The organism is Pseudomonas sp. OTU5201, assembly GCF_038440135.1.
In the GTDB taxonomy this organism is placed as follows: Bacteria; Pseudomonadota; Gammaproteobacteria; order Pseudomonadales; family Pseudomonadaceae; genus Metapseudomonas; species Metapseudomonas resinovorans.
In genome coordinates, this window is the sequence record NZ_JASATC010000063.1 from 1 (window position 1) to 24,034 (window position 24,034).

Here is a 24,034-nt window from a genome sequence, read left to right on the forward strand (position 1 = left end):
GGTGAACCAGGCGCAGACATCATGCGCCGATTGCGACCGTCCAAGGACCCACGGCAAATCCACGTACCAGAAGCGCGGCCCCTTGCTCGTCAGGGGCAGCCCCGTTGCGTTAGCAGAGCATCAGGTCGAGGTCTGCAGGTGCGCCCTGGTTTCGCGAATGTCCTTGGCGGGCGAGGTGCCGAACATCCGACCGTATTCCCGGGTGAACTGCGGGACGCTCTCGTATCCCACGTCGGACGCGGCTTTGCTGATCGCAGTGCCTTCAAGCATGGAGCGCCTGGCTTCGATCAGCCGCAGCTGCTTTTGAAACTGCAGCGGGGTCAGCGAGGTAATGGCGCGGAAGTGGGCATGGAACGCGGAAATGCTCATTCCAGCAGCTTCTGCAAGTTGTTCCAGTCGTAATGGCTTGGCGAAGTCGGCACGGATCCTGGCAACTGCGCGGCCGACACGCTGGGCATGGCTGTTGGTGACCCCAAGTGAGCGAATCGCGCTGCCGTGCTTGCCCGATAGCAACCAGTAATGCAGTTCGCGCAGTAGTTGCTTGCCCAGCACCGGAACGGAAGCGGGGCGTTCCAATAGGCGAAGCACGCGAAGCGCCGCGTCCGCGACCTCCGCGTCAGTTGGATCCACCCGGACTGGCGCTCCAATGGAAAACGGCGCCGCCCCCATCTCGACCACAAGTGATTCGATCAACGCAGGGTCCAGTTCAACGACGAAGGAGTAGTACGGCTCGCCGAGGGAGGCCCGGGTGATCTGGCTGACCGTCGGCACATCGGTCGTGATCAGCAACGACTCACCTGCACTGAAATCGAAGGTGCTGTTGCCCATCGCGACCCGCTTACCCCCTTGAAGCACCAGGGCAACCAGCGGTTTCGAGATCGCATATTGCAGAGGTGTGGGCATCGTCTCACGGAGGATGACCAGTCCGGGAAATGGCGTCTGCGCGACTCCATTGCTGTGGTTCGCGTCGGCATAGCGGCGTGCGGCTTCGAGCAGAGCGTTCGTCATGGGTGGAATCTTGCCGGTAAGTCGATACAGATCAATACGAACCGGAAGAATTGGCAACAACAAAAGAGGAATAGGCAAATGAAGTTGTTAGGTCTTCTTGAAATACGCGAGTTTTCTTGGTGTTCCAGTTCTGTCTCGTATTAATAGGCAAGAGATCGCGATAATCACGCAACCTGGAAAGGTCATCGCTCCCCATAGTTGCAGCACCTGCAACGTCCACCCTAGGAGACCCCCGATGACCACCCTCTCGATTATCACCGGCGCCAACCGTGGCCTTGGCCGCAACACCGCTGTCAGCATCGCCCGCCATGGCGGCGACGTCATCCTTACCTACCGAAAAGGCGCCGAGGAAGCCAAAGCCGTAGTCGCCGAGATCGAGGCGCTCGGGCGCAAAGCGGTAGCGCTGCAACTGGACGTCACTGATATCTCGTCCTTCGCGGCCTTCGCCAACGCCGTTGCCGAGGCACTGTCCACCACCTGGAGCCGCAGCACCTTTGACCACCTCATCAACAACGCCGGCCAGGGCGAGATGGCGTCCATCGCCGACACAACCGAAGTGCAGTTCGACGCGCTGTTCAACACACACGTGAAAGGCGTCTTCTTCCTGACTCAGGCGCTGCTCCCACTGATCGAGGATGGTGGGCGAATCGTGAATTTCTCGTCAGGTCTGACCCGTGTATCGGTCGCCGGCTTCTCTGCCTATTCGGCGGCCAAAGGCGCAGTCGAGGTCCTCACGGTCTATATGGCCAAGGAGTTCGGCAGCCGTGGCATTGCGGTAAACACTGTGGCTCCCGGAGCCATCGAGACCGATTTCCTGGGTGGCGCGGTGCGCGACCTCCCTGACCTGAACAAGCAATTCGCCGATATGACGGCGTTGGGCCGGGTAGGTGTGCCGGATGATGTCGGCCCGATGGTGGCGAGCTTGCTGAGCCCAGACAATCGCTGGGTTACCGCTCAGCGAATCGAAGTGTCGGGCGGCCAGGCCATCTGAACTGACCTGGGTCCATCGTGCCACGGCGCCGCCAAGGACAATCGGTGCCCCCGTAGGTGGGTCCGAGTGAAGCGAGGTCCAGCGCTCCTGACGGATCGTTGGGCTTCGTTCCTCCGCCATACCTGCTTCGCGGGCTCGGGAGAGAGTCATCCACATCATCAACACGCCGGCCTCTTACAAAGCACGTTGACTTGTACAAATTTAGCGTTACGCTCCTAAAATATTGTACAAACATCACATGATGTACAAATATTCAGGAGCACCGGAATGTCAGCTTTCTTGCAACGCTTTGCGCAATCCTTCTCCACGCTGGATGCGAACCGCTTGGGTGCGCTAGAGGAGTTGTACACGCCGGATGTGCAGTTTCGTGATCCGCTACACAGCCTGAATGGCCTCCCCGCGCTTCGACAGTACTTCGGGCAGATGTATGCCGGCGTCCAGGATCTGCATTACGAATTCGAGGGCTTCGATGAAACAGGCCCCGATCAGGGCTACCTCCGCTGGACCCTTCGCTTTCGTCACCCACGCTTGGCCGGGGGTGAAGTGATCCAGCTGGAGGGCTGCAGCTACCTGCGTTGGCAGGAGCGGGTTTACCTGCACCACGACTACTTCGACGCGGGGGCTCTCCTTTACGAACACCTGCCCTTGATGGGGCGGCTGATTGCGTGGCTCAAGCGGAGGCTCGCATGAGCCGCATCTGGCTGACTGGCGGCAGCAGCGGCATAGGGGCAGCGCTGGCGGAAATCCTGCTCGAAGAGGGCCATCAACTGGCCTTGAGTGCCCGTCAGATTGTGCCTTTACAGGCACTGGCAGCGCGCTTTCCCAGCCAGGTTCTGCTTGTAGCAGGGGATATCAACGAATGGCAGCAGGTCGCAGAGATCGGCCGGCACATCGAACACACGTGGGGTGCCCTGGATCTGGTGATCCTCAATGCCGGCACCTGCGAATATCTGGAGCCGGGGCACTTCGACTCTGAGTTGGTGGAGCGAGTGGTTCGCACCAACCTGCTCGGCGCCAGCCACTGCGTACAGGCGGCGTTGCCTCTGCTTCGCCGCGGCAGGCGCCCGCATCTTGTTGTCATTGGCAGCGCGGTGACCTGGCTGGCCCTACCGCGTGCGGGCGCCTACGGCGCGTCCAAGGCGGCGCTGCGTTATCTCATCGAGTCCCTGCGCATCGACCTTGCCGCCGAAGGCATCGACGTAACCCTGGTCAGCCCCGGCTTTGTCGACACCCCGCTCACTCGTCGCAATGACTTTCCCATGCCCATGTGCTGGTCAGCACAGCGCGCAGCCAGACGAATAGCTACTCGCCTGCGGAATCGGCCTCTTGAGATCAACTTCCCGCAGCCCTTCATCCTTGCCATTCGCCTGTTCGGCAGCCTTCCGGTGCGCTGGCGCCTGGCACTGGGACGACGTCTGGCACGCCCTCAACAAATGGACTGAATCGTGCGCATCGCAATTATTGGTAGCGGCATATCCGGACTCACGTGCGCACACCTGCTGGCGCGCCGCCATGAAGTCACGGTGTTCGAAGCCTCCCATTGGGTCGGCGGCCACACCCATACCGTCGATGTCGAATGGCAGGGTCAACGCTATGCAGTGGACACCGGTTTCATCGTGTTCAACGACTGGACCTACCCGAACTTCATCCGCCTGCTGGAGCAACTGGGCGTGGCCTCGCGGCCTACCGAAATGAGCTTCTCGGTGCATGATCCGGCCAGTGGCCTTGAATACAACGGCCGCGATCTGGACAGCCTATTCGTGCAGCGCCGCAACCTGTTGTCGCCTGCCTTTTGGACCATGCTGCGCGACATTCTGCGCTTCAACCGCGAGGCGCCGGCCGGCCTGCACGAACAGCGCATCGACCCCGCCACCCGGCTGGGTGAATACCTGCAGATGCGGGGCTACGGGCAGCGCTTCATCGAGCACTACATCGTTCCGATGGGCTCGGCCATATGGTCGATGTCGCGGGCACAGATGCTTGATTTCCCGCTGCAGTTCTTCGTGCGCTTCTTCCACAACCACGGCTTGCTTTCGATCAGCGATCGCCCGCAGTGGCGGGTGATCGAGGGAGGCTCGCGCAGCTACATCGAGCCGCTATGCGCCGGTTTCCGGACAGGCCTGCGGCTTGGTTGTGCGGTGCAGCAAGTCAGCCGGGGCGTCGACGGCGTGCGCGTGCTCAGTGCTACGGGATGGGAGCGCTTCGACAAGGTGGTATTGGCCTGCCACAGCGATCAGGCCCTGGCCCTGCTCGAGGCCCCAAGCCTGAATGAGCGAAGGGTACTTGGCGCCTTGACCTACGCCTGCAATGAGGTGCTCCTGCACACCGACGACAGCCTGCTGCCAAGGCGGCAAAAGGCGTGGGCGAGTTGGAACTATCGGCTGGGTGGCCCACCGGGCTCTCCGGCCACGCTGACCTACAACATGAATATCCTGCAAGGCCTGGACGCGCCGGTGACATTCTGCGTCAGCCTGAACCAGGGCGCAGCGGTCGACCCGGCCAAGGTGCTGGCACGTTTCGAGTACGCACACCCCCAGTACAGCCACGCGGCGATTGCCGCTCAAACCAGCCAGGAAAGCCTGCAGGGCCAGCAGCACAGCTACTTCTGCGGAGCTTACTGGGGCAACGGCTTCCACGAAGATGGCGTGGTGAGCGCACTCAAGGTCGCCGCCCATTTCGGTGAAACGCTGTGAACAGCAGCCTCTGTCGCGGTTGGGTCAGCCATCGGCGCTTCACGCCCCGCCCGCACACCTTCCGCTATCCCATCGGAATGCTCTACCTGGACCTTGCGGAACAAGAGCAGGTGCTGAACATGTCGCACCTTCTGCGACCTTGGCACCTGGCGCCGCTGTGCTGGCGTGAGCGCGACTACCTGCCAGCCTGGACTCGCGCTGGCATTCCCCTGGCCGAGGCCGTGCGGGGGCTGCTCCGCGAGGCGCTGGGCGCCCCCCCTGAGGGCGCCATCCACGTGCTGACCCAGCCGCGCAGCTGGGGCCTGTCGTTCAACCCGGTGAGCTTCTACTTCTGCCATGACGGCACAGGGCGGCTGGCGGCGATTCTCTGCGAGGTGCGCAACACACCCTGGCGGGAACGTCACCACTACGTGCTGCCGGTCCACCCCGGAGAGGCAACTGAGTTTCGGGTGGCCAAGGCCTTCCACGTCTCGCCCTTCCTGTCACAGGACATGGATTACCGCATGCGTTTCCTGGCTGAGGGCTCGCACCTTCGCGTGCACATGGAGAACTGGCGCGATGGGCAAAAGTTGTTCGAGGCCAACCTCAGCTTGCAGCGCCAGGCACTCGACGCCACAGGGCTGCGCCGTCACGTCCTGGCTTTCCCGTGGATGTCCCTGCGCACCCTGACCGCCATCTACTGGCAGGCCCTGCGGCTGCTGCTCAAAGGCACTCCCTTGCACGATCACCAGGCCAGCGAGCGCCATCTGAGCGTCGGCCACCCCACCAACGAGGACTCCACGCATGCCCGATCCCACTCTGAGCGTTAGCAAAGCCGGTTACCTCGGCCCGCTAACAGGCGGCCTGTTCAAGCAGGCCGTCCTCGCGCAACTGCGTCGCCTGCGCCATGGCCACCTGCGGATTCTGTTTCGCGGTGAGCAACTGGGTTTCGGCGACCCAACCAGCTTGCTGCAGGCCGAAATCGAGGTCCTGGACGACGCAGTCTGGGGGCTGGTTGCCAGCAATGGCTCGATAGGCGCTGGCGAGTCTTACATCCTGGGCTACTGGCGCAGCCCTGACCTGGCTGCAGTGACCCGTTTGTTCGTCGCCAACCTTGCCGTGCTTGACGCCATGGAGAGCGGCCTGGCGCGACTAGGCCGCCCGACCCTGCGATTGCTGCACTGGCTCAATCGCAACAACCGAAGCGGCTCGCGCCGCAACATCATGGCGCACTATGACCTGGGCAATGCTCTGTTCGAACGCTTGCTCGACCCCACCATGATGTACTCCGCCGCCATGTTCGAAAGCGCCCATCAGGACCTGGAAGCGGCTCAGTTGAACAAGCTCGAACGCATTTGCCGCAAGCTCGACCTGCGCCCAGGCGACCACTTGCTGGAGATCGGTACCGGCTGGGGCAGCCTCGCGCTTTACGCAGCCAGCCACTACGGCTGCCAGGTGACCACCACCACCCTTTCAGAGGCGCAGTACGCGCACACCCTGAGGCGTGTCGAGGCCCAGGGCCTGCAGCAACGCGTCCGCGTGTTGCGCGAGGACTACCGCGATCTCGAAGGGCGATACGACAAGCTGGTTTCCATCGAGATGATCGAAGCGGTCGGCCATCGCTACCTCCCCGAATACTTCCGTCGTTGCGCCGAGCTACTCAAGGAAGACGGCCTGATGCTGCTGCAAGCCATTACCATCCGCGACCAGCGCTACGAACAAGCGCGCCGCTCGGTGGATTTTATCCAGCGCTACATCTTCCCCGGCGGTGCCCTGCCCTCGCTGACCAAGATGCTGCAGACGGCCAGCGCCGAGACTCAGCTCAACCTTCTGCACATGGAAGACTTCGGCCTGCACTATGCCCGCACCTTGCGGCTATGGCACGACAACCTCCGGCAATCACGCCAGGCCTTGCTGGAGCTCGGCTACGACGAGACCTTCCAGCGCCTCTGGGAGTTCTACCTGTGCTACTGCGAAGGCGGCTTCGAAGAGCGCGCCATTGGCGTTGCCCAGTTGCTCTGGGCAGGCCCGGCCTCTCGTAGCGCTCCCCTACTGGAGCGGCTGTAGGCCGACTCATGGGCCGGGCCTGGCTGCTGGGCAACGCGCTCTGGGTGCAACTGGGCTGGTGGGGGTGCGTGCTCGGCGCACAGAATTCCTGGTTGTTGTTAGCAGTCGCCGCCGGGCTGGTCGCGCATTTGGCACTGTGCCCCTTTCCACGGGCGGAGGCTGGCGCATTGCTGCGCGTGGCCCTGGGTGGCTGTGCGATGGACACGGTGCTTGGCGCGTTGGGCGTGTTCAACTTCGGCCAGTTCCCTCTTCCGCTCTGGCTAGTCCTGCTCTGGCTGGTATTTGCCTGCGGCCTGCGCCACAGCCTGGCCTGGGCAGCGCGGCCAGCCTGGCGCGGCATGCTACTCGGGGGGATCGGCGGCCCACTGGCCTACTGCGCAGGCGCGCCATTGGCTGACGTTTCACTGCCGCTTGGCATTGTCGGCACGGCGCTGGTTTTGGCTCCGCTATGGGTGGCCTGGATGCCGCTGGCATTCCGCCTGTCGGGCACGCGCTGAGCGACGGCAACGCTCGGAGCAGTAGCGAACCTCGTTCCAGCAACGCAGCCAACGCCTACGCCAGCAGAACAGGCGGCCGCAGACCGGGCACACCTTGCTCGGCAGTTCAGCTTTCTTCACAGGGCCTCTCCGATATCCAGGCGCGCCAACAGTTGCTCGCCGCGCAACCAGAGTGCCTCGCGGCGCGCTTCATCCATGTTCAGCAAATTGCGATAAACCATGGCCAGACGCGGGTTTTCCCCCAGGCGATCACGGTGGCGCATGAGGAAGTGCCAGTAGAGCGCGTTGAAAGGACAAGCTTGCGGCCCCGTGGCCTCGTCAACCCGGTAGCGGCATCCCTTGCAGTAGTCCGACATTCGCTGGATGTAGCGGCCACTGGCGCAATAGGGCTTGGAGCCAAGGTATCCGCCGTCGGCGTGCATCACCATACCAAGGGTATTCGGGAGTTCGACCCAGTCGAAGGCATCCAGGTAGACCGCCAGGTACCACTCGCAGATGGCCTTGGGGGCGATGCCGGCGAGCAGCGCGAAGTTGCCGGTCACCATGAGTCGCTGGATGTGATGGGCGTAACCCAACTCGAGGGTTTGGCCAATCACCTGGGCCATGCAGCGCATGTCGGTGGCGCCCGTCCAGTAGAACTCCGGCAGCGGGCGGAGATTACCGAATGCGTTGAGTTCGGCGTATTCGGGCATGCGCAGCCAGTAGATACCCCGCACGTACTCGCGCCAGCCGATGAGTTGGCGAATGAATCCCTCGGCGGCATTCAGCGGCACCTGCTTTCGGCGGTAGGCCGCTTCAACATCCGCGCACAGTTGGCGCACATCGAGCAGGCCGATATTCAGCGCAGCGCTGATTCTCGCGTGAAACAGAAATGGCTCGCCGGTGGCCATGGCGTCCTGGAAATCGCCAAAGGCGGCCAGGGAGAAGTCGAGGAAGTGCTGCCACAGTATCTGTGCGTCGGCGTGGGTCACCGGGTAGTCGAAAGACTCCAGGCTGCCGTAATGGTCGCGGAATCTCGCCCGGACCAGCGCAAGCACTTCTCGGGTAATCGGATCCGCTTCGAAGCTCGTGGGGAACGGGCCACGCAGGCCACGCGGCAACGCTCTGCGGTTCTCCGCGTCGAGATTCCAGGTGCCGCCCAGCGGACTGCCGTCTGGTTCCAGCAGGAGGCCGGTACGTTTGCGCATCCCGCGGTAGAAGTGCTCCATCCGCAACTGCTCGCGGCCGCTGGCCCAGCGTGCGAACGCCTGTCGAGAGCACAGGAAGCGTCGGTCGGGGTGCCACACCAGCGGCAGGCCGGAGTCCTTGAGCGACTGCTCCAGACGCCATTCACCGCACTCGGTGATATGCGCCTCCCTGGCTCCCAACGTCTCCATCCAACGACACAGCTCCCCCGGCAGGCTGCCGCTATTGCCGTCATCGTCCAGGTGCACATAGATCACATGCCAGCCGCGTTCGCGCAGCGCCTCGGCGAAGTGCCGCATGGCGCTGAATATCAGAGCGATCTTCTGAGGGTGGTGAGAAACGTAACGCGCTTCGGCGTACACCTCAGCCATCAGCAATACATCTTGCCGGGGGTCCAGGGCGTCGAACAGGCTCAGATCGAACGACAGCTGGTCGCCGAGCACCAAGCCAAGGCGGCGGGCGGGCATCGTCATAGGCAGACCGCCTGCTGCAGCGCAAGAACGCAACCGGTAGCCAGCAACAGCGTCTCCGGCTCGCAAGGCCTCGACCTGGCCAGCGCTTTCAGGCTCATGCTCCTTCCACGCTCACCAGGGTAGGCGCTCGCCGTTGTAGGCAAAAAACCCCCCGCTCTCAGCAGGCCCAAGGCGGTCGATAAGGCTCAGCAGATCTGCGGCTGCCTGTTGCGCCGGACGTGCTAGCGTCGCGCCTCGAAACGGCTCGGACAGTCTGGAAATCACCGTACCCGGGTGCAGGCTCAATAGACACGCCTGGGGTCGACTGCGGGCCAACTCGATGGCAGCGGTTTTCACCAGCATGTTCAACGCCGCCTTGGAGGCACGGTAGGCGTACCAGCCTCCCAGGCGGTTGTCGCCGATACTCCCCACCTTCGCCGAAAGAAACGCCATCGTGCCCCTTGCATGCAGCAACGGCAGAAAATGGCGCAGTACCAGTGCCGGCCCGAGTGCATTGACTTGAAACACAGCGTGCAAGGCATCTGCCTCAAGAGCGGCCAGGCACTTTTCCGGCTGTAGGCCAGAACGGTGCAGCAGGCCGGCTGAATGCAGGATCAACTGATACGGCCCCTCGGCTGAAAGCTCGGCGGCGGCCTGAGCAATGCTCGCCGGATCTTCCAGATCGATCCTGGGCGTGCTTGCGCGCCCCAGCTCGCGCACGGTGGCGCAGCGTGGGTCTTCGCGCAGTCGCTCGCAGAAGGCGGTCCCCAATGCGCCACTCGCGCCAATGACCAAGGCACGGTAACCATCATCCATCGACTGAAGACTGAGCATTTCTCTGGCACAAACTGATAGGGAGTGGCAGCACGGGCCTGCTGGGCAAGCGATTCATTCGGCAGCGACCTCAAGGCCAAGCAGTCGGCGTCGCAGCTCGGGTTTGCGAGTGCGCGGGTCCAGCCAGATGGCAAAGAAGGCGCGGGCGAAATCGGGGTCCTCCACCTCTCGACTCAACTGCCCATCGACATAGAAGCGACACCCCCGGCCAGGCAAGTACAGGCCAGTGATGCTCTGGCCAGGAGCCACATCGACAAAGGCTTCACGCATTTCATACGCCCAGCGTGACAAACGCTTCTGGTCGAGACTTTCACCACCGAGTCGGCGTATCTCGTCCAGGCTGGTCTCGACCAAGGCGTCACGCTTGAGCTCACGGCGGTAGGTCAGCTCCAGGGCGAAAGGCTGATCCAAGGTTGGGCTCGAGTCCCGGCTCCAGAGTCTCGCTTCGTAGACTTCAAAGCCGAACCACGTGAACTGGCCAGTGCCAACAGGTCGCGCCCCTGGCAAGTCGTCACGCCAGTCCGCCAGAGCCGCTGACGTGCTCAGCAACAGCGCCAAGGTCAGGCTAATCATCATGGGACACCCACGTTCGAGCAGCCAGCCAAGTGGCACCTTGCGACTCCTCTGCCAGTAGATGAAATTCGCCAAAATAATTGTACAAAAGCACAATACGTACAACTTATAGCGCTATCAGGCTGAGCGGTCCAGTGATTGCCTGCTCGCAACCGACCAAGCATCCGATCGCGAGTGAAATACCGGATGAAACCGTCCCGAGTCAGCAGGTAACCCGGCGCCGGTAATCCAGCCGAGCCATGGACGACACCCGGTCTGATCGAGGCGCTGCTGGGTCAGGCGTAAGGCTGTCGAGCCCCCAATGCGTAACGAGCTCAGACACGAATGCTTGTGCCTGAGCCCGCGCCCGACGGGTTGAGCTGCATGCAGGTTCTCTAGACCAGAAGTTCCGGTGCGAGCATCGCCACAGGCATCCCGTTGCCAAGAACAGCCTCCAGACACAGGCTGGACTCACCATCCGGCCAGCAAACGAAGTACCCGCCCGAGCCCTTGTTCCTGATGCGGAATCGCCACTCCCGCTCAACCAATCGGCCAAAACCGCTTAGCGGCTGATCCAACTCGATCACCGAGTAGAAACCGGCACGCGTTTCAACCCGTTCCACGACCTTGGCCTGGGCACTCTGGAGGGCAAGCACGACCGACTCCTGATCATCCAGAAGCTTGTCCAAGGCAAACAGTTCAAGGGGCGTCAGTTGCATGGCTACGATCTCGACTCACTTTCCAAAAGGCGAATGACACTTGCCCCGCCCTGTCGCGGCAGGATGAGGTGATTAATGCATCCGGGAACTAACGAACCTTCTCGAGGCCGATTAGACGAGCGAGGGTGAACGCGACCTCTTCTCGAGTCACACGCTTGTGCGGCTGAAACAATCCCTGGTTGGACGTCATCCAGCCTTCACCGACCAGCAACGATGCTGCCTCCGCGGCGATCGGATCGATTCCGCCCAGATCCTGCATCTCGGCGCGTTTTTGCAGGCGCGACTTGGAGAACCCATCAAGCAGGGCCTTGCAGGCTACGGCCCACTCAGCACGCGTTACCTCACGTTCACCGTCAAAACGCCTGGTGGCGGTCAGCCATCCGTTGGAGACGGCAACGTCTACATGCTGGCGCAGTGGATGGTCGTAAGGCATATCCTCAAGCTTCGGCAGCTTGTCCAGCACCGGCTCTGCTGCCACCGTCATCTGCAAGGCATTGGCCAACTCGAAGCGCGACATGGCTCGCTTGGGCTCAAAGCGATTCTCGGCATTGCTGGTCATCAGGCCACGGAAGCTGACGGCACGAACTGCATTCGGCCAGCGACTCGCCGCTGCATCCTGCGGACTGCTGTAAGCCGGATCACGAAGGTTGGAATCTACCGGTTCAATCTCCAAGCCGACGTTTTGCACCGTGTAGCTGGTCAGTGAGTCCTGGATCCGGCTGTATGCCTTGAAGCCTTCCGCTTCACTGAACTTGAAGCGATAGCCGTAGTGGTAACCACTTGCGAGGTTATAGCGAGTCATCAGCCCGAACTGGCGGGTTGCGGTGTTATCTGCAAGTCCGTAGAGCACCGCTCGGGAGATGGCGGAAACCGCGGAAAGGTCGGTGATGAGTTGATTACCGTTCAGGTACTCCTGGCCAACCGCGATTTCCGATTTGCCTTCGGCCGGCATCACTTTACCGCTGCGGGTGTCGTAGCCGTCCCCGTGACCCAGCATCGCCAATCGCACGCCAGAAAGGCGAGTGCCATAAGTTCCGAATTCCTTGCGCGCCTGAGTGGCATCCATGACCGTCAAGTAGCCTTCTCCGATCACTTGCAATCGGCCACCAGGCTGCACCCAAACGGCGGTGTTGGTGTCTATGCCGAATCCTCGGGCGGTTTTCTGGCCAATCAGGTAGCTGGCCATTCGTGCTGCACGACCAGAACTAGTCTCCTCGATCTGGTCGAGGTGCTGGTCAATGATTCCGGCCTTGAACAGACCTGCGCCCTTCAATAACGCGGTGCCGCGCTGACCAGCCTGCTCCGCGACGCCAAAATCGAGGGTGTCCATTACTTCGCCGTAGGCAGTCGGCATGGTCTCGCCCAGGACACTGGCCCCGGCACTCGTGCCAGCCACCACGCCTCCCCTGTCGAAAACGGCTCTCACTGCCTGAAGTGTCTTCGATTCACTGCCGTCAGTGTTGTAGAGGGCACGGCCGATTCGCGCCTGATCACCACCAACGAACCATACGGCAGTTGCCTCGGAGAGCGGCTCAAGCACCGCCGGGTCATTCATCGTGCGCGGGTAGTTCTGTTTGTCGATACCGACGATGCTGATCCGCTCGGGCGGGACGCCAAGAGCCTGCAACTCACTTTGAAAGCGCTTACTGGAGCTGAGGCTGCCGCTGGCGGTGGGAAAAATGACGATGCGTGATCGATCGCGCGCCCCGGCCAGCTCGATGAACTTCTCGTAAACCTGAACGTTACTCGCCCTGAGCATGCCTCCGACAGCTATCAAGTGCCCCTCGGCAAGGGTCGGCGCGCAATGTCCAGCAAGCAAAAGCGCAGCAATCAAGGCGCCAGGTTTGGTCCGCATTCTCATCTCTTGTTGCTCTTGTTCTGATGGATACCCTGGGAGCGCATCCCGCCAAAAACTCTATGACTCATTTTATTTCATGTAAACATTTTCATGAAATATTTTGCTTCACACACAGGCACTGAAATCTCTTGCTGGAAATCCACATCCAGACCCGTCATGCGTTTCATCAACCCCAAGATATGGGGACCTGAGGACACATACACGACAAGGGTGACGCAAGAAGAACCACTCTCAACCAATTGACACTATTTAAATCACAAATTAGCCTAATCGAAGCGATTCGCCTCATTGACGACGTATCGCCACACGCCCCATAACGGAAGACGCTGGATGCCGCTCAGTCGCTCTCAGACCAGGACACAAAGCGCTCCGCCCGGACCACCACCGCACGAACTGGAGTAATAAATTGAACAAGATCGCTCTACTTGGCGCCCTGGCGCTCTCGGCTTGCGCCACGCTCTCCCAGGCACAGGATGCCCTGCGGATAGGGATCGAGGCCGCCTACCCACCTTTCGCCTTCAAGACCGAGGATGGACGCTTAAGCGGCTTCGATTACGACATTGGCAACGCCCTGTGTGCGGAAATGCACGTGAAATGCGAGTGGGTCGAACAGTCCTTCGATGGTTTGATTCCCTCGCTCAAGGTGCGAAAGGTGGACGCCGTGTTGTCTTCGATGTCGATCACACCGGACCGCCTGAAGTCGGTCGATTTCACCAAGAAGTACTACCACACCCCCGGCAAGCTCGTGATGAAGGCGGGAAGCGACGTAGTTGACCCAATCAAGGATCTGAAGGGCAAACGGGTCGGAGTGCAGCGCGCATCGACCTATGACCGCTACGCCAGCGACAAATTTGCGGAGGCTGGGATTGAGGTGGTTCGCTACGGCTCGCAGAACGAGGCATTCCTCGATCTGGTTTCCGGCCGCATTGACGCGACCCTGGCGGACGTGGTGAACATCAGCGAGAGCTTCCTCAAGACCGACAGCGGCAAGGGCTTCGCGCTGGTCGGTCCGGACTTCAACGATCCGAAGTACTTCGGCAATGGCGCAGGCATCGCCGTCCGCAAGGGTGATGCGATAACTGCTGATAAGTTCAGCAATGCAATCGCGACCTTGCGTGCCAACGGCAAGTACCAGGAAATCCAGGGCAAATACTTCAGCTACGACATCTACGGCCAGTAAACGCAGATCGGAGGTGCCCGTTTCGTCCGGGTACCTCCTTACAGCATGGCTTGGCCAGGAAAAGTGAAATGAGCACTGTTGATGGTGCCATGGCAATTTCCACACTCACGCAGCGATCACATAAACTGGCGCACCTGGCCATAAGGACCCTCTCAGAGTCATGACCCGAGCGCCGCGAGACCTGTCTGTCTATACCTCCCCCGTCATGCGCAAGCTGGCGTCGGCCTCCCCCGATCTGCAGCCCTCGCTGCGAAAAGTCGCCGACTTCATCCTGCGTCATCCGCTCAAAGCCGCAACCCTCACGATTGAAGAGCTTGCACAGGAAACCGCAACCTCGGCAGCCGCGGTCAATCGACTGGCTCGCGCCCTGAAGCTAAGCGGCTACAGCGCGCTCAAGACAGCCCTGGTCAACACACTGCAAGATCTGGTATCGCCGGTGGATAAGCTGCGGCAGGAACTGGCCCTGCGCCCGGACGGCTCCTTCGGCTTGCATGAGCAGATGCAGGCTGCGGAAGGTAATCTTCGTGCAGCCGTCAGTAGCAACAGCCCGGCAGCTTTCGACGCCTTCGTCGACTGCCTCAGCGAAGCACGCCGCATTTACATCCTGGGCTTCGGCAATAGCGCGTACCTGGCTGGCCTGGCTGCAGCCAATCTGATGCCTTATTGCCCAGACGCTACAGCCATCAGCATGGAAGGCGGGAATGAGAATGCCGCTTATCGACTGGCGGCAATCACCGAGAACGACGTGCTCATGGCAATCTCGCTACCCCGCTACTCCCTGGACACCATCCAGCTTGCGCGCTTTGCCAACGAGCGCGGAGCCCGTGTGTTGGCCATCACTGACTCTCCGGCCTCCCCTCTGGTGCAACTTGCCGAGCACGTGCTGTTTGCGCCTGCCGAACACCCCGTTCTGATCAGCTCGAACGCAGCCGTGCTGGCTGTTGTCGAGAGCCTGGTTGCCGCGGTGATGACACGCAACAAAGAAGCCGTGAAGCTGGCGGCTGAGCTTACCGAAAGCGTCATGTCGTACCTGCACGTCCCCAGAGACCGACCGAGAAAAGCCGCAAGAACCCGCAAGTCGGACCGCTAGCCCAGGCATCGCCGGCACATTCCCTAAGCCGGGGATGTCAACCGGAACGAGGGCCCACAACTCTTGACTACCTGACCACAAGTTCCGGGACCGAGCCGTGAGACCCTGCTGACAACATCTGGCTTTGAGGGGGCGTATTCCGCCCACCCGCCAGCTCTCCGGTCCGGATACGAGAATGACTTGACCCAGCCGGATGAGGCACCCGTTTAGCTTGCCTGGATAAAGGGCTCGGATGCCGAACGCTACACCGCTCGATGTCGATAGGAAAACTCCGGGTCAACGTGATCGATGGTACCCAGGATCTGCTCAGGTGAGCCCAGTGCCGGCGCCATGGTCCAGCGCTCAAAGCGGTCGTTGCCGATGCGCAACATGCCGGAGTGGGAGTTCTTGTCGCGGTCCACTTCCGGTTCCGGATCATAGAAACCCAGGCTGAATCGCACCTGCTCGACATCTGCGGGAGCTCCGGTCAGGAACATCCAGCCAGGCCGAACACCGTGTCGCTCAGCGTACTCACGAAGGGTGTGCGGGGTATCCAATTCGGGCGCCAGGGTGATGGAGTACAGATGCACCTGCCGCCCCAGGCGAGCGCCCAAGAGTCGTTGCACCTGTATCAGGTTGGCGGTAGCGGTTGGGCAGATGCCGGCGCAGGAGGTGTACATCATGTTGATCGCCACGACCTTCCCGCGAATCAGGTCATCGTAGAAGCGCACACGCTTGCCGTAATGATTGGTGAGCATCACGTTGGGCAATTGACTGGCGGTGCGGTTGGGGCGATCCGCACGCGCTCCCTGAGTAGCGCCCAACCCGAGCGCAACCCCCACTCCGGCCACACCCAGGAGCCCGGCACTCAACAGCAGATTTCTTCTCGTATTCATGGCTCGACACTCCTAGGCACTCGGCTCTTCGTTGTCATCTTCATCACCTTCCAGGTCCCAGCGGATCATCATCGCGTGGTCCTCATGGATCACGTTGTGACAGTGCATGACGTACTTGCCCTTGAAATCCCGGAAGCGAAAGAGCACGACCATCGTCATGGTCTGGTCGAGCACGAAGGAATCCTTGCGACCTCGCTCGTGCAATGGAATCGGCACTTCGACGCCATCGACCAACTTCTTGAGCATGATCCCCTCCTCGAAGTGCGAGTGAATCGGGTGAGACCACCCGCCTCCCGTGCTGGCGAATTCCCAGATTTCCGCGCTCCCCTGGCGAACCCGCGCCCTTGGCCGGTTGACATCGACCAGTTGCCGATTGACCTGCCACAACCCATTGCGCCGATCGAACTCCCAACGCCGAACCGGCAACCGCTTCAGCTCTTCGGGCGACGGCATATCCGGCAATGGGCGCAAGAATCGGGGCACCTGGCTCAGGTCCTGCTCAGGCGGATGGCGATCGACGATGAACTTCATCACGCGGGTGCCAGGGGCTCTGGAGTCCTTGGGCTTGCGCGTGCTCTCCTGGCGCAGCCGGTTGGTCAGGTAGAGTTCGGTGCCAATGGGGTATTTCGAGAAGTCGACGATTATGTCGGCTCGCTCGGCCACGCCAAGCCGGACGTGGGTGAAGTTGAACAGCGCTTCGGGAAGCAGGTTGCCGTCGTTGGCGATGTAGGTGAATCGCTGAACCGCATTGCGTGAATTCACCAGGTAAAGGTCGTAGAAACGGCTGGGGCCGCTGTTCAGCAATCTCAGGCGGTACTTGCGGGCCGCGACCCGCAGCACCGGTTCGATCTTGCCGTTGATCACCACCTTGTCACCCAGCACACCCTCGGCATGGAGCTGGTCGTAGAACAGCTGCCCGTCGGGCATCGGCGTAAAACGCCGATCACCGAATGCAAGAGGGTAGTCGTAGGGATGACTGGGAAGCCGCAGGGCGCCCGGGCGCGGATCGCGCTCATCGCCTGAATCGATATGGTCGAACAGCAGGTAGAAACCAATCAGCCCGCGATAGACGTTGGGCGCGGTGTAGTCCAGCGTGTGGTCGTGATAGAAGAGCGTTCCCAACGCCTCCCGATAGTCACCGATACCGTTTTGCAACTCATCGTAGCCAGCATAGATATTGGGGTAGAAGTGATCCTTGAACGTCCCCCTGCCCTGCTCCGAGCCCGAACGGTTCAGCGTTGGCCCCGCCTCATTGATGCTGTAGTAGTCACCCGGAAATCCGTCGCTCTCCGAGGGGGTGTGTGCGTTGTGCAAGTGCGTTGAGATTTCCGGCGTACCGAAACCGACGTGATCGGGCGGCAGGTCGTTGTAGATTCGACAGATCACCGGCGCACCGTAGTGGGCAAAGATGGTCGCCGGGACGGTCGCATCGGGATTGCTGCCGCGATACGCCCAGACTTTCTGTTTAGGCAGGTCAGGGTGCGTCACCCACTCTGCATTCTGCACCACGCGCAGCTCGTAGAGCTCCGGCGCGCCCCGCGCGCCGGTCAGCTCCTCGTAACGCTGATGCGCGTCACGCCCCGCCTCTCCCGCCTTGGTGTTGGGCTCGATGGTAGGCGGCGGGACCAAGGCGTCGGTATACGCCACCGGAACGATGACCTGCGGCAGCTCCTCCATCCAGGGCCGGGTCGTCGGGCTGGGTGGAAAGATCGGTTGCGGCGTGGTGACCCATTCGACGGCCTGGCTGGGCTTGCTCGACGGGAGCCAGGGCGCAGCCAGGGCCGCCGCTGAAAACTTCAGGAACGTTCGCCGTGTGGTGTCGCTGTTGTTCTGCTTGCTGGATAGTTCTTCTTCAGTGCTCCGCTTGCGGGTTCGCATCTGGTAGTTCCATCACCCCATCCTCAACGCATGCCATCTCAAACCGCCCTAGCCACGGTTAATTGAATGTCCTCTCCCCGGCGCCAAATCTGACTACCGCACAATCGCTTCTTGTTGAGCGAATGATGTCGCTTCTTCTAGTAAAAGCCGGTTTTCAAAAGTAAGCAGCCCATTCGTCTGGCAATACGCCACCACGCAATACTTAGCAACAAATCAACTACTTATAGAAGGTAAAAATATCAAACAAGAATAAAGTCAATTTAATGACGAACCATTCTCCCGGGTTACGACCCTGGAGAGTTGTCGGAGGACGAAAGGACTGCACAGGATGCACTCGCCGAAATCAACCGAGCCGCGCCACTGCCTCAGCCAGATCGGCGGCTACCCAGGCCTCGGCGGCCCGGGTCTCATCACCCGGTCGGTACTTGCCGGTCCGCACCAGGCAGGCGTGCAGGCCGGCAGCTTGCGCGCCGAGTATGTCGGCCACCACGTCGTCGCCAATCATCAGGGTCTTGCCGGCGCTTGCGCCCATGTCGTCCAGGGCACTGCTGAAGAAGGCCGCGGACGGTTTGCCCAGCACCAACGCGGTGGTGCCGGCGGCGTATTCCAGGGCGCGCACGAACGGGCCTGCGTCCAGGTGCAAGGCGCCCTGGGCACGGAAGTAACGGTTGTCGCCCATGCAGATCAGCGGCGCGCCTTCGATCAGCAATTGGAAGGCGCGATTCAGGCGTTGGTAGTCGAAGCGCATTTCCGCATCGCCCAGTACCACTGCATCCGGCTCCGCGGTGTCGAGCCATTCGGCGAACTCTTCATCCAGCCCTGGATGAATCAGACAGAACGGCCGTAAGTCCTCTTCTTCTATGTGGCGGCGCACCGCCCTGGGCGCCGTAAAGAGTTGCTCCGGCTGAACGTCGAAGCCCATAGCGGTGAGCTGCCTGTGGATGGCCGCCCGGCTCTGCCGCGAGGTATTGGTGAGCAAACGCAGGGGGTAGCCCTCTTCCTGCAACCGACGCACGGCCTGCACGGCACCGGGTATAGGCTGGTCGCCGTCACAGAGCACGCCGCTGATATCGAGCAACACGGCCTGCACGGCGGTGCTGGGGTTCACCCGAAGCCCCGCGCCAGCACGATGTCGAATACGCCACGGCGAAGCTCGCCGTCCTGCTCCAGCTCGATGGTGTTGGTGGTGCGGTCATGGGCCCAGGGGTCCCCGGCGATGAAAGGGTCGCCCTTGAAGTAGAGCTGCAAGGTGACCGGCACATGGAGCGATTCCATGATTCGGAAGTGGATGTGTGCGGGGCGCATGATCCCGCCGTACTTTTCCAACCCCGGCAGATTTGGCGGCACGGGGTAGCGGCCGGGCATGACGGTCTCGATGCGGTACTTGCCCTGCGCGTCCGTATAGAGCATGCCGCGCAATTTGAAGTTGCCCTTGTCGGTGTAATTGCCGGGCTTCTCGGTGTCGTACAGGCCCGCGCCGTTGGCCTGCCAGACCTCCACCAGGGCATTCGGGATGGGCGTGCGGCAATCGGCGCTGAATACCGTGCCAGTCACCACCAGACGCTCGCCCGGCTCCTCGGGGCCAGCCAGCCGCGACTGGAACGACGCGCCGAAGCGGTAGTAGGGGCCGAGGATGTCGCCCTGGGTCACCAGGCAGCCTTGCTGGGCGAAGGCGGACCTCGCCAGCAGCCCGCCGCCCAGAAGGACTGCGCCGCCGCCGAGGAAATGACGCCGCGAGATGCCTGCCTTTGGATATTCATTCACGCCCGCCTCCTCCCGGTTTGCGCCCGGTGGTAGTAATGACGGCACGCCAGACTTCCCGCCGTCAGCACATTCGGCGAGGTGCGTGCATGGAAAGTCTAGGCACTGGCCAGCGCGCCGCCAGACCGGTCAGTCGCCACCTGGCAATGACGCTGTTCTCGCACAGCTACGAGCGCCGCCACCTGCGACAGTTGACGGCGCAAACGACGGGCGCCTGTCTGTCCGTCGGTAAACCCAATCGTCCGCTCGTACCATCGCTCCCCTTCCTTTCGGGAACGGCACCCGGCCCCGATCTACCCTCTGGGTACTGCGTAAAGCCCAGAAAGGCCGGCCCACCGGAGTAATGCCATGAAAGCAAACGATGAGCTGAACCTCGAATCATTCAGTCTGGAACCGATGGAGTTGGTCGGAAAGGCGCCATCCTCTCCCGATCGGGCCAATTTCCAGATCGATACGCGCGGCGGTGGTGATCGGCGCAAGGCCTGTGACCGCCGCCGGACGATCCGCTTCGAGCAAGACCGCAGGCAGGGAAATAGACGGGGCAAAAGCAGCGACCCCTGGGATCAGAACGTCGACTTCTGACCCGTGTCAGCGCCAGTCGAAGGGACGGGCTTTGCTCGATGCGGTCAGCGTGATGAGGGCACCGCATCAGGAGTAACGAAGGTCGCTGATATCGATACTGACCAGTAGTTGCGCCTCGATCGCCCGGTTGTTCGCGTCGCGGCGATAGGCCCGCCGCTTGCCAGGCATGCGCAGTCCTCCATTCTCGACATAGTCGTGGACGTACTGGGCGGCGGGTAAGCCGCCGCTTACGTCGACGCTGTAGTCGTGTCGGCGCAGCAGGAAATCATCGTCGAAATAGAAGTCTTGCAGCGGGCAGTGGGTGGCTACGCTCTCGGGAAAGTGCATCCGCAAGCGCCGCCAGCGCTGGCCGTCCTCCACCCAGGGAGCGATCTCTTCGGCCCTTACCCCTGGCAGCGTGAACAGAAATGGCATGGTCAGGTATGACCACATCGCGTAGCCATTGAAGTAGGCCCGATGAAGCGGGTCCCAGGGCGACGTTTCGTCGTGATCGCGGAAAGACGCCCTTGGGTCCTGCCGCTCCGCCACCACGTGCCCCTCAGTGGTTTCGATCGCGATCCGGTCGGGCGAATAAGCCGTACGCTGGTTCGGGGCGCCGAATGGCATCACCGATGCGCGCTGCTCATGCAGCCAGACGGTCATCTGCCGTGGATTGCTGTCCTGGGTCAGCCCCTTCATGCCCCACAGAGAGCCGCCAGTCACGATGCTGGCGTTCACCCTGCCGAATGCGCGCCAGCGCTCCGACCCACCATGGGCCATCAATACCCGCTCCAGCAGTTCGCCGCTCGGCCCGTTCATGGCAATGATCCTCTCAAAGAGGGCCGACCCGCCGGCCCCATTACTGGAAAGCCAAGCCCAGAGCCGGGTACTGCGCCAGTGGCGCTGTCGGCTGGTGCTTCGTGCCAAGTGGCCGGTGCAGTTGCCGGTGGATTTAGACGATCTGCATCGAACTTCATACGTTCTGTACCCAAAGGCCAAGTGCATGCGGCAACACTATCTCCACACCCCACGCAGCCCGCGGGGGATTACGAGGAGATGACTCATCAACGGCTCGAATGAGATCGAAAACTGATGGCCCCTGGCGTGAGGGGCACGGAACAACGACTCGATTGTTCTCACGCAGGTTGCACGTTGAACCCTCGTCCCATGGCCACTCAATCGGATTCGCCGGGACGACCCTTAGCCAAATTACGGGAAGCCAGATCATGAACACGATTGAAATCACCCACCAAACCAAGAACACCCTGCCGAACAAACTGTCACTCGGGACCTCCATCACGGCGGTCGGCATCTACGGCGCCTACTTCGCTCTCGCCGTCATCTACTTCTGGTTCGGCGGCATGAAGTTCACGCAGTACGAAGCAGAAGGATTGGTACCACTCGTGAGCAACAGCCCGCTGCTGGGCTGGCTCTATGACCTGTTCAGCGTGCGAACCTTCTCTACCCTGCTCGGGTTCCTCGAAGTGTCCATCGGTTTGCTGATTGCGGGACGCTTGCTGTCGCCAAAGCTTTCGCTGGTGGGCGGCGCCCTCTCCGCCGGCTTGTTCTTCACCACGCTGAGCTTCATGTTCTCGACCCCTGGTGTGATCGAACCCAGCGTGGGATTCCCCGGCATCAGCGTGGCACCGGGACAGTTCCTCCTCAAGGACCTGGGATTGCTCGCCGCGTCCATCTTCGTGGCCGGCCATTCGCTGTCCAGGATCGAATCCCGCTGAGCTTGCCGGAACCAAGGCCTGGGGCACCAAGGAGCCCCAGGCCTTCTCTGTTTCCCCCGAGAACCGCCCCCATTCACCTGCCCTCCGGAAACTCGGCACGAAGTAAATTGCCGGAGCGAAGTTGAGCTGCTAAAAGCGGAACTGTCATTCATAAAATAGATTCCGCCATGAGCGAAAGTGACAAATCGAATAGCCGACTGTTCGACCTTGACCTGCTGAGAGCCATCGTCACGGTGGCTGACTGCGGCAGTTTCACCACCGCCGCAACGCGCCTGCATTCCACCCAATCCACCATCAGCCAGAAGATCCGCCGCCTGGAAGAGATGGCCGGGCATCGCCTGCTGGAGCGTGGCAACCGCGATGTGTTACCCACCGACGCCGGCGAGACGCTGCTGGGCTACGCGCGGCGTCTGCTGGCGTTGAACGACGAGATGGTCGAAGCACTCTCCGGTGCCACGGTGGCGCTGACGGTGCGCATCGGCGTGCCGGATGACTTCGCCAGCGGACGCACCACGGAGCAACTGGCGGCCTTCAACCGGCGATACCCGCAGGTGAAGCTGGAAGTCACCAGCGGGCTCAGCCGCGATCTTTCTGCCAGCTACGACCGTGGCGAGTTGGACCTGGTGCTGCTCAAACAGCGTCAGAACAGCCGTGAAGCGGTAGCCTGCTGGCCGGAGAAAACGCGCTGGGTGGACAGCGCCAACAACCCCTGCATCGACCTCGACCCGCTGCCTATCGTCACCTTCCCGCCGCGCGGGGTGTACCGCGATGAGATGATCAGTGCCCTGGAATCCGTGGGCCGGCGCTGGCACATCAGCTTCACCAGTTCGAGCCTCAGCGGCATCCAGTCGGCCATTGCGGACGGCATGGGCATCGGTCTGCTGCCGCTGCGGGCGGTCACGGCGGGGCACGCGGTGGTGGCGAAAAACACCGGGCTGCCCTCGGTCGATGTCTTCGAAGTAGCCCTGCTCCATCGCCCAGCGGCGGACCCGATGGTCAAGGAACTCGCCCGCGTGCTTTCGCGAGTTCTGGCCCAGGACACACGGGCCTGAGCAGCGGCCGCTTTCGCATTCGAGAAATGAATATGGCGGATTTCAACATTTAATTTGTGCATGAATGCGCTGCTGGATATGTTGGTTCCCAGCGACGGCCAGCGCCCCGGTGGCGCACCGATCTGCACGAATTGTTCGCCCTGGCGCCACGCGCCAGGCAGAAAGACAACAATGAGGAAGTACCCCATGGCCAAATCCACCTATTACGCGCCGCACGGCGGGCACCCGGCACAGACCGAGCTGCTCACCGACCGCGCGATGTTCACCGAAGCCTATGCCGTTATCCCCAAGGGCGTGATGCGTGACATCGTCACCAGCCACCTGCCCTTCTGGGACAACATGCGCATGTGGGTCATCGCCCGCCCGCTTTCCGGTTTCGCCGAAACCTTCTCCCAGTACATCGTCGAGCTCGCCCCCAACGGCGGTAGCGACAAGCCCGAGCAAGACGTCAACGCCGAAGCCGTGCTGTTCATTGTCGAGGGCGAGCTGAGCCTGACCCTGCAGGGCCAGGTGCACACCATGCAGCCGGGCGGCTATGCCTTCATTCCGCCGGGCGCCGACTACAAGGTGCGCAATACCTCCGGCCAGCACACGCGCTTCCACTGGATTCGCAAGCACTACCAGAAAGTTGACGGCGTACCGCTGCCGGAAGCCTTTGTCACCAACGAGCAGGACATCGAGCCGAAGGTGATGCCCGACACCGAAGGCCGCTGGAGCACTACCCGCTTCGTCGACATGAGCGACATGCGTCATGACATGCACGTCAACATCGTCAACTTCGAGCCGGGCGGCGTGATTCCCTTCGCCGAAACCCACGTGATGGAGCACGGCCTGTACGTGCTGGAAGGCAAGGCGGTGTATCGCCTGAACCAGGACTGGGTCGAGGTGGAAGCCGGCGACTTCATGTGGCTGCGCGCCTTCTGCCCGCAGGCCTGCTACTCCGGTGGCCCGGGTCGCTTCCGCTACCTGCTTTACAAGGATGTGAACCGCCACATGCGCCTGACCCTCAACCAGCCGCACTGATCCACCTCGACGGGGGCCCCAAAGCGGCCGGCGGGGGGTGTGG

General features: G+C 61.7%; 25 protein-coding genes. 13 read left to right on the plus strand and 12 right to left on the minus strand.

Going from position 1 to position 24,034, the window contains the following annotated elements; translation table 11 throughout:
• Positions 1-120 precede the first annotated feature (120 nt).
• On the minus strand, positions 121-1,008 hold the full coding sequence (locus AAHM40_RS25430) for an AraC family transcriptional regulator (RefSeq protein WP_342247171.1): 888 nt from the start codon (positions 1,006-1,008) through the stop codon (positions 121-123).
• Between the two features lie 235 nt (positions 1,009-1,243).
• Here AAHM40_RS25430 and AAHM40_RS25435 point away from each other — a divergent pair, with 235 nt between their 5' ends.
• The 7 genes from AAHM40_RS25435 (at position 1,244) to AAHM40_RS25465 (ending at position 7,235) form a co-directional block, all read left to right on the plus strand.
• Positions 1,244-1,999, plus strand: a complete 756-nt coding sequence (locus AAHM40_RS25435; protein ID WP_342247172.1) for an SDR family NAD(P)-dependent oxidoreductase — start codon at positions 1,244-1,246, stop codon at positions 1,997-1,999.
• A 267-nt stretch (positions 2,000-2,266) separates the two neighbouring features.
• On the plus strand, positions 2,267-2,689 hold the full coding sequence (locus AAHM40_RS25440) for a nuclear transport factor 2 family protein (RefSeq protein ID WP_342247173.1): 423 nt from the start codon (positions 2,267-2,269) through the stop codon (positions 2,687-2,689).
• A complete protein-coding gene (locus AAHM40_RS25445; RefSeq protein ID WP_342247174.1) occupies positions 2,686-3,441 on the plus strand; it encodes an SDR family NAD(P)-dependent oxidoreductase in 756 nt (251 codons plus the stop codon). Before AAHM40_RS25440 ends, AAHM40_RS25445 begins: the two co-directional genes overlap by 4 nt.
• A 3-nt stretch (positions 3,442-3,444) precedes the next feature.
• Positions 3,445-4,692 (plus strand): NAD(P)/FAD-dependent oxidoreductase, encoded by a 1,248-nt coding sequence (locus AAHM40_RS25450; RefSeq protein WP_342247175.1) that lies wholly within the window; start codon positions 3,445-3,447, stop codon positions 4,690-4,692.
• Complete coding sequence (locus AAHM40_RS25455) at positions 4,689-5,501, plus strand: DUF1365 domain-containing protein (RefSeq protein WP_342247176.1); 813 nt, start codon at positions 4,689-4,691, stop codon at positions 5,499-5,501. Before AAHM40_RS25450 ends, AAHM40_RS25455 begins: the two co-directional genes overlap by 4 nt.
• Complete coding sequence (locus AAHM40_RS25460; protein ID WP_342247177.1) at positions 5,476-6,738, plus strand: cyclopropane-fatty-acyl-phospholipid synthase family protein; 1,263 nt, start codon at positions 5,476-5,478, stop codon at positions 6,736-6,738. The genes AAHM40_RS25455 and AAHM40_RS25460 overlap by 26 nt, the downstream gene beginning before the upstream one ends.
• Positions 6,739-6,746: 8 nt before the next feature.
• A complete protein-coding gene (locus AAHM40_RS25465; RefSeq protein ID WP_342247178.1) occupies positions 6,747-7,235 on the plus strand; it encodes a DUF2878 domain-containing protein in 489 nt (162 codons plus the stop codon).
• Here the strand turns inward: AAHM40_RS25465 and AAHM40_RS25470 are convergent.
• From AAHM40_RS25470 to AAHM40_RS25495, 6 genes are all read right to left on the minus strand, one after another.
• A complete protein-coding gene (locus AAHM40_RS25470; RefSeq protein WP_342247179.1) occupies positions 7,185-7,355 on the minus strand; it encodes a DUF2256 domain-containing protein in 171 nt (56 codons plus the stop codon). The genes AAHM40_RS25465 and AAHM40_RS25470 overlap by 51 nt on opposite strands.
• The gene (locus AAHM40_RS25475; RefSeq protein WP_342247180.1) at positions 7,352-8,893 is read right to left on the minus strand and encodes a cryptochrome/photolyase family protein; all 1,542 of its coding nucleotides are present in this window, start codon (positions 8,891-8,893) and stop codon (positions 7,352-7,354) included. Before AAHM40_RS25475 ends, AAHM40_RS25470 begins: the two co-directional genes overlap by 4 nt.
• Positions 8,894-9,004: 111 nt before the next feature.
• Entirely contained in the window at positions 9,005-9,706 is a 702-nt protein-coding gene (locus AAHM40_RS25480) for an SDR family NAD(P)-dependent oxidoreductase (protein WP_342247181.1), read from the minus strand.
• A 54-nt stretch (positions 9,707-9,760) separates the two neighbouring features.
• Positions 9,761-10,282, minus strand: a complete 522-nt coding sequence (locus tag AAHM40_RS25485; RefSeq protein ID WP_342247182.1) for a chalcone isomerase family protein — start codon at positions 10,280-10,282, stop codon at positions 9,761-9,763.
• 371 nt (positions 10,283-10,653) lie between these two features.
• The gene (locus AAHM40_RS25490; protein ID WP_342247183.1) at positions 10,654-10,977 is read right to left on the minus strand and encodes a hypothetical protein; all 324 of its coding nucleotides are present in this window, start codon (positions 10,975-10,977) and stop codon (positions 10,654-10,656) included.
• 88 nt (positions 10,978-11,065) lie between these two features.
• The gene (locus AAHM40_RS25495) at positions 11,066-12,832 is read right to left on the minus strand and encodes a cyanophycinase (protein ID WP_342247184.1); all 1,767 of its coding nucleotides are present in this window, start codon (positions 12,830-12,832) and stop codon (positions 11,066-11,068) included.
• 409 nt (positions 12,833-13,241) lie between these two features.
• Between AAHM40_RS25495 and AAHM40_RS25500 the strand changes: the two genes are divergently transcribed.
• Complete coding sequence (locus AAHM40_RS25500; protein ID WP_342247185.1) at positions 13,242-14,015, plus strand: ABC transporter substrate-binding protein; 774 nt, start codon at positions 13,242-13,244, stop codon at positions 14,013-14,015.
• A gap of 160 nt (positions 14,016-14,175) precedes the next feature.
• Positions 14,176-15,105, plus strand: coding sequence for a MurR/RpiR family transcriptional regulator (locus AAHM40_RS25505; RefSeq protein WP_342247186.1), 930 nt, complete (start codon positions 14,176-14,178; stop codon positions 15,103-15,105).
• A gap of 242 nt (positions 15,106-15,347) precedes the next feature.
• Here AAHM40_RS25505 and AAHM40_RS25510 read toward each other — a convergent pair whose 3' ends face one another.
• The 4 genes from AAHM40_RS25510 to AAHM40_RS25525 form a co-directional block, all read right to left on the minus strand.
• Positions 15,348-15,980: an SCO family protein gene (locus AAHM40_RS25510; protein WP_342247187.1), complete on the minus strand. Its 633-nt coding sequence runs from the start codon at positions 15,978-15,980 to the stop codon at positions 15,348-15,350.
• A gap of 12 nt (positions 15,981-15,992) precedes the next feature.
• On the minus strand, positions 15,993-17,858 hold the full coding sequence (locus tag AAHM40_RS25515) for a multicopper oxidase family protein (RefSeq protein WP_342247188.1): 1,866 nt from the start codon (positions 17,856-17,858) through the stop codon (positions 15,993-15,995).
• 343 nt (positions 17,859-18,201) lie between these two features.
• Positions 18,202-18,966, minus strand: coding sequence for a TIGR01458 family HAD-type hydrolase (locus AAHM40_RS25520; RefSeq protein ID WP_342247189.1), 765 nt, complete (start codon positions 18,964-18,966; stop codon positions 18,202-18,204).
• A complete protein-coding gene (locus tag AAHM40_RS25525; protein ID WP_342247190.1) occupies positions 18,963-19,622 on the minus strand; it encodes a dioxygenase family protein in 660 nt (219 codons plus the stop codon). The genes AAHM40_RS25520 and AAHM40_RS25525 overlap by 4 nt, the downstream gene beginning before the upstream one ends.
• A 345-nt stretch (positions 19,623-19,967) precedes the next feature.
• On the opposite strand from AAHM40_RS25525, the gene AAHM40_RS25530 reads away from it, so the two are divergent.
• The gene (locus AAHM40_RS25530) at positions 19,968-20,201 is read left to right on the plus strand and encodes a hypothetical protein (RefSeq protein WP_342247191.1); all 234 of its coding nucleotides are present in this window, start codon (positions 19,968-19,970) and stop codon (positions 20,199-20,201) included.
• A gap of 66 nt (positions 20,202-20,267) precedes the next feature.
• On the opposite strand, the gene AAHM40_RS25535 is transcribed toward AAHM40_RS25530, so the two are convergent.
• Positions 20,268-20,999 (minus strand): hypothetical protein, encoded by a 732-nt coding sequence (locus AAHM40_RS25535; RefSeq protein WP_342247192.1) that lies wholly within the window; start codon positions 20,997-20,999, stop codon positions 20,268-20,270.
• Between the two features lie 407 nt (positions 21,000-21,406).
• Between AAHM40_RS25535 and AAHM40_RS25540 the strand changes: the two genes are divergently transcribed.
• The 3 genes from AAHM40_RS25540 to AAHM40_RS25550 all read left to right on the plus strand — a co-directional run bounded on the left by AAHM40_RS25540 (position 21,407) and on the right by AAHM40_RS25550 (position 23,991).
• Positions 21,407-21,916, plus strand: a complete 510-nt coding sequence (locus tag AAHM40_RS25540; protein WP_342247193.1) for a YkgB family protein — start codon at positions 21,407-21,409, stop codon at positions 21,914-21,916.
• 167 nt (positions 21,917-22,083) lie between these two features.
• Positions 22,084-22,968, plus strand: coding sequence for a LysR family transcriptional regulator (locus AAHM40_RS25545; protein ID WP_342247194.1), 885 nt, complete (start codon positions 22,084-22,086; stop codon positions 22,966-22,968).
• A gap of 186 nt (positions 22,969-23,154) precedes the next feature.
• Complete coding sequence (locus AAHM40_RS25550) at positions 23,155-23,991, plus strand: bifunctional allantoicase/(S)-ureidoglycine aminohydrolase (protein WP_280283771.1); 837 nt, start codon at positions 23,155-23,157, stop codon at positions 23,989-23,991.
• Positions 23,992-24,034: the final 43 nt, after the last annotated feature.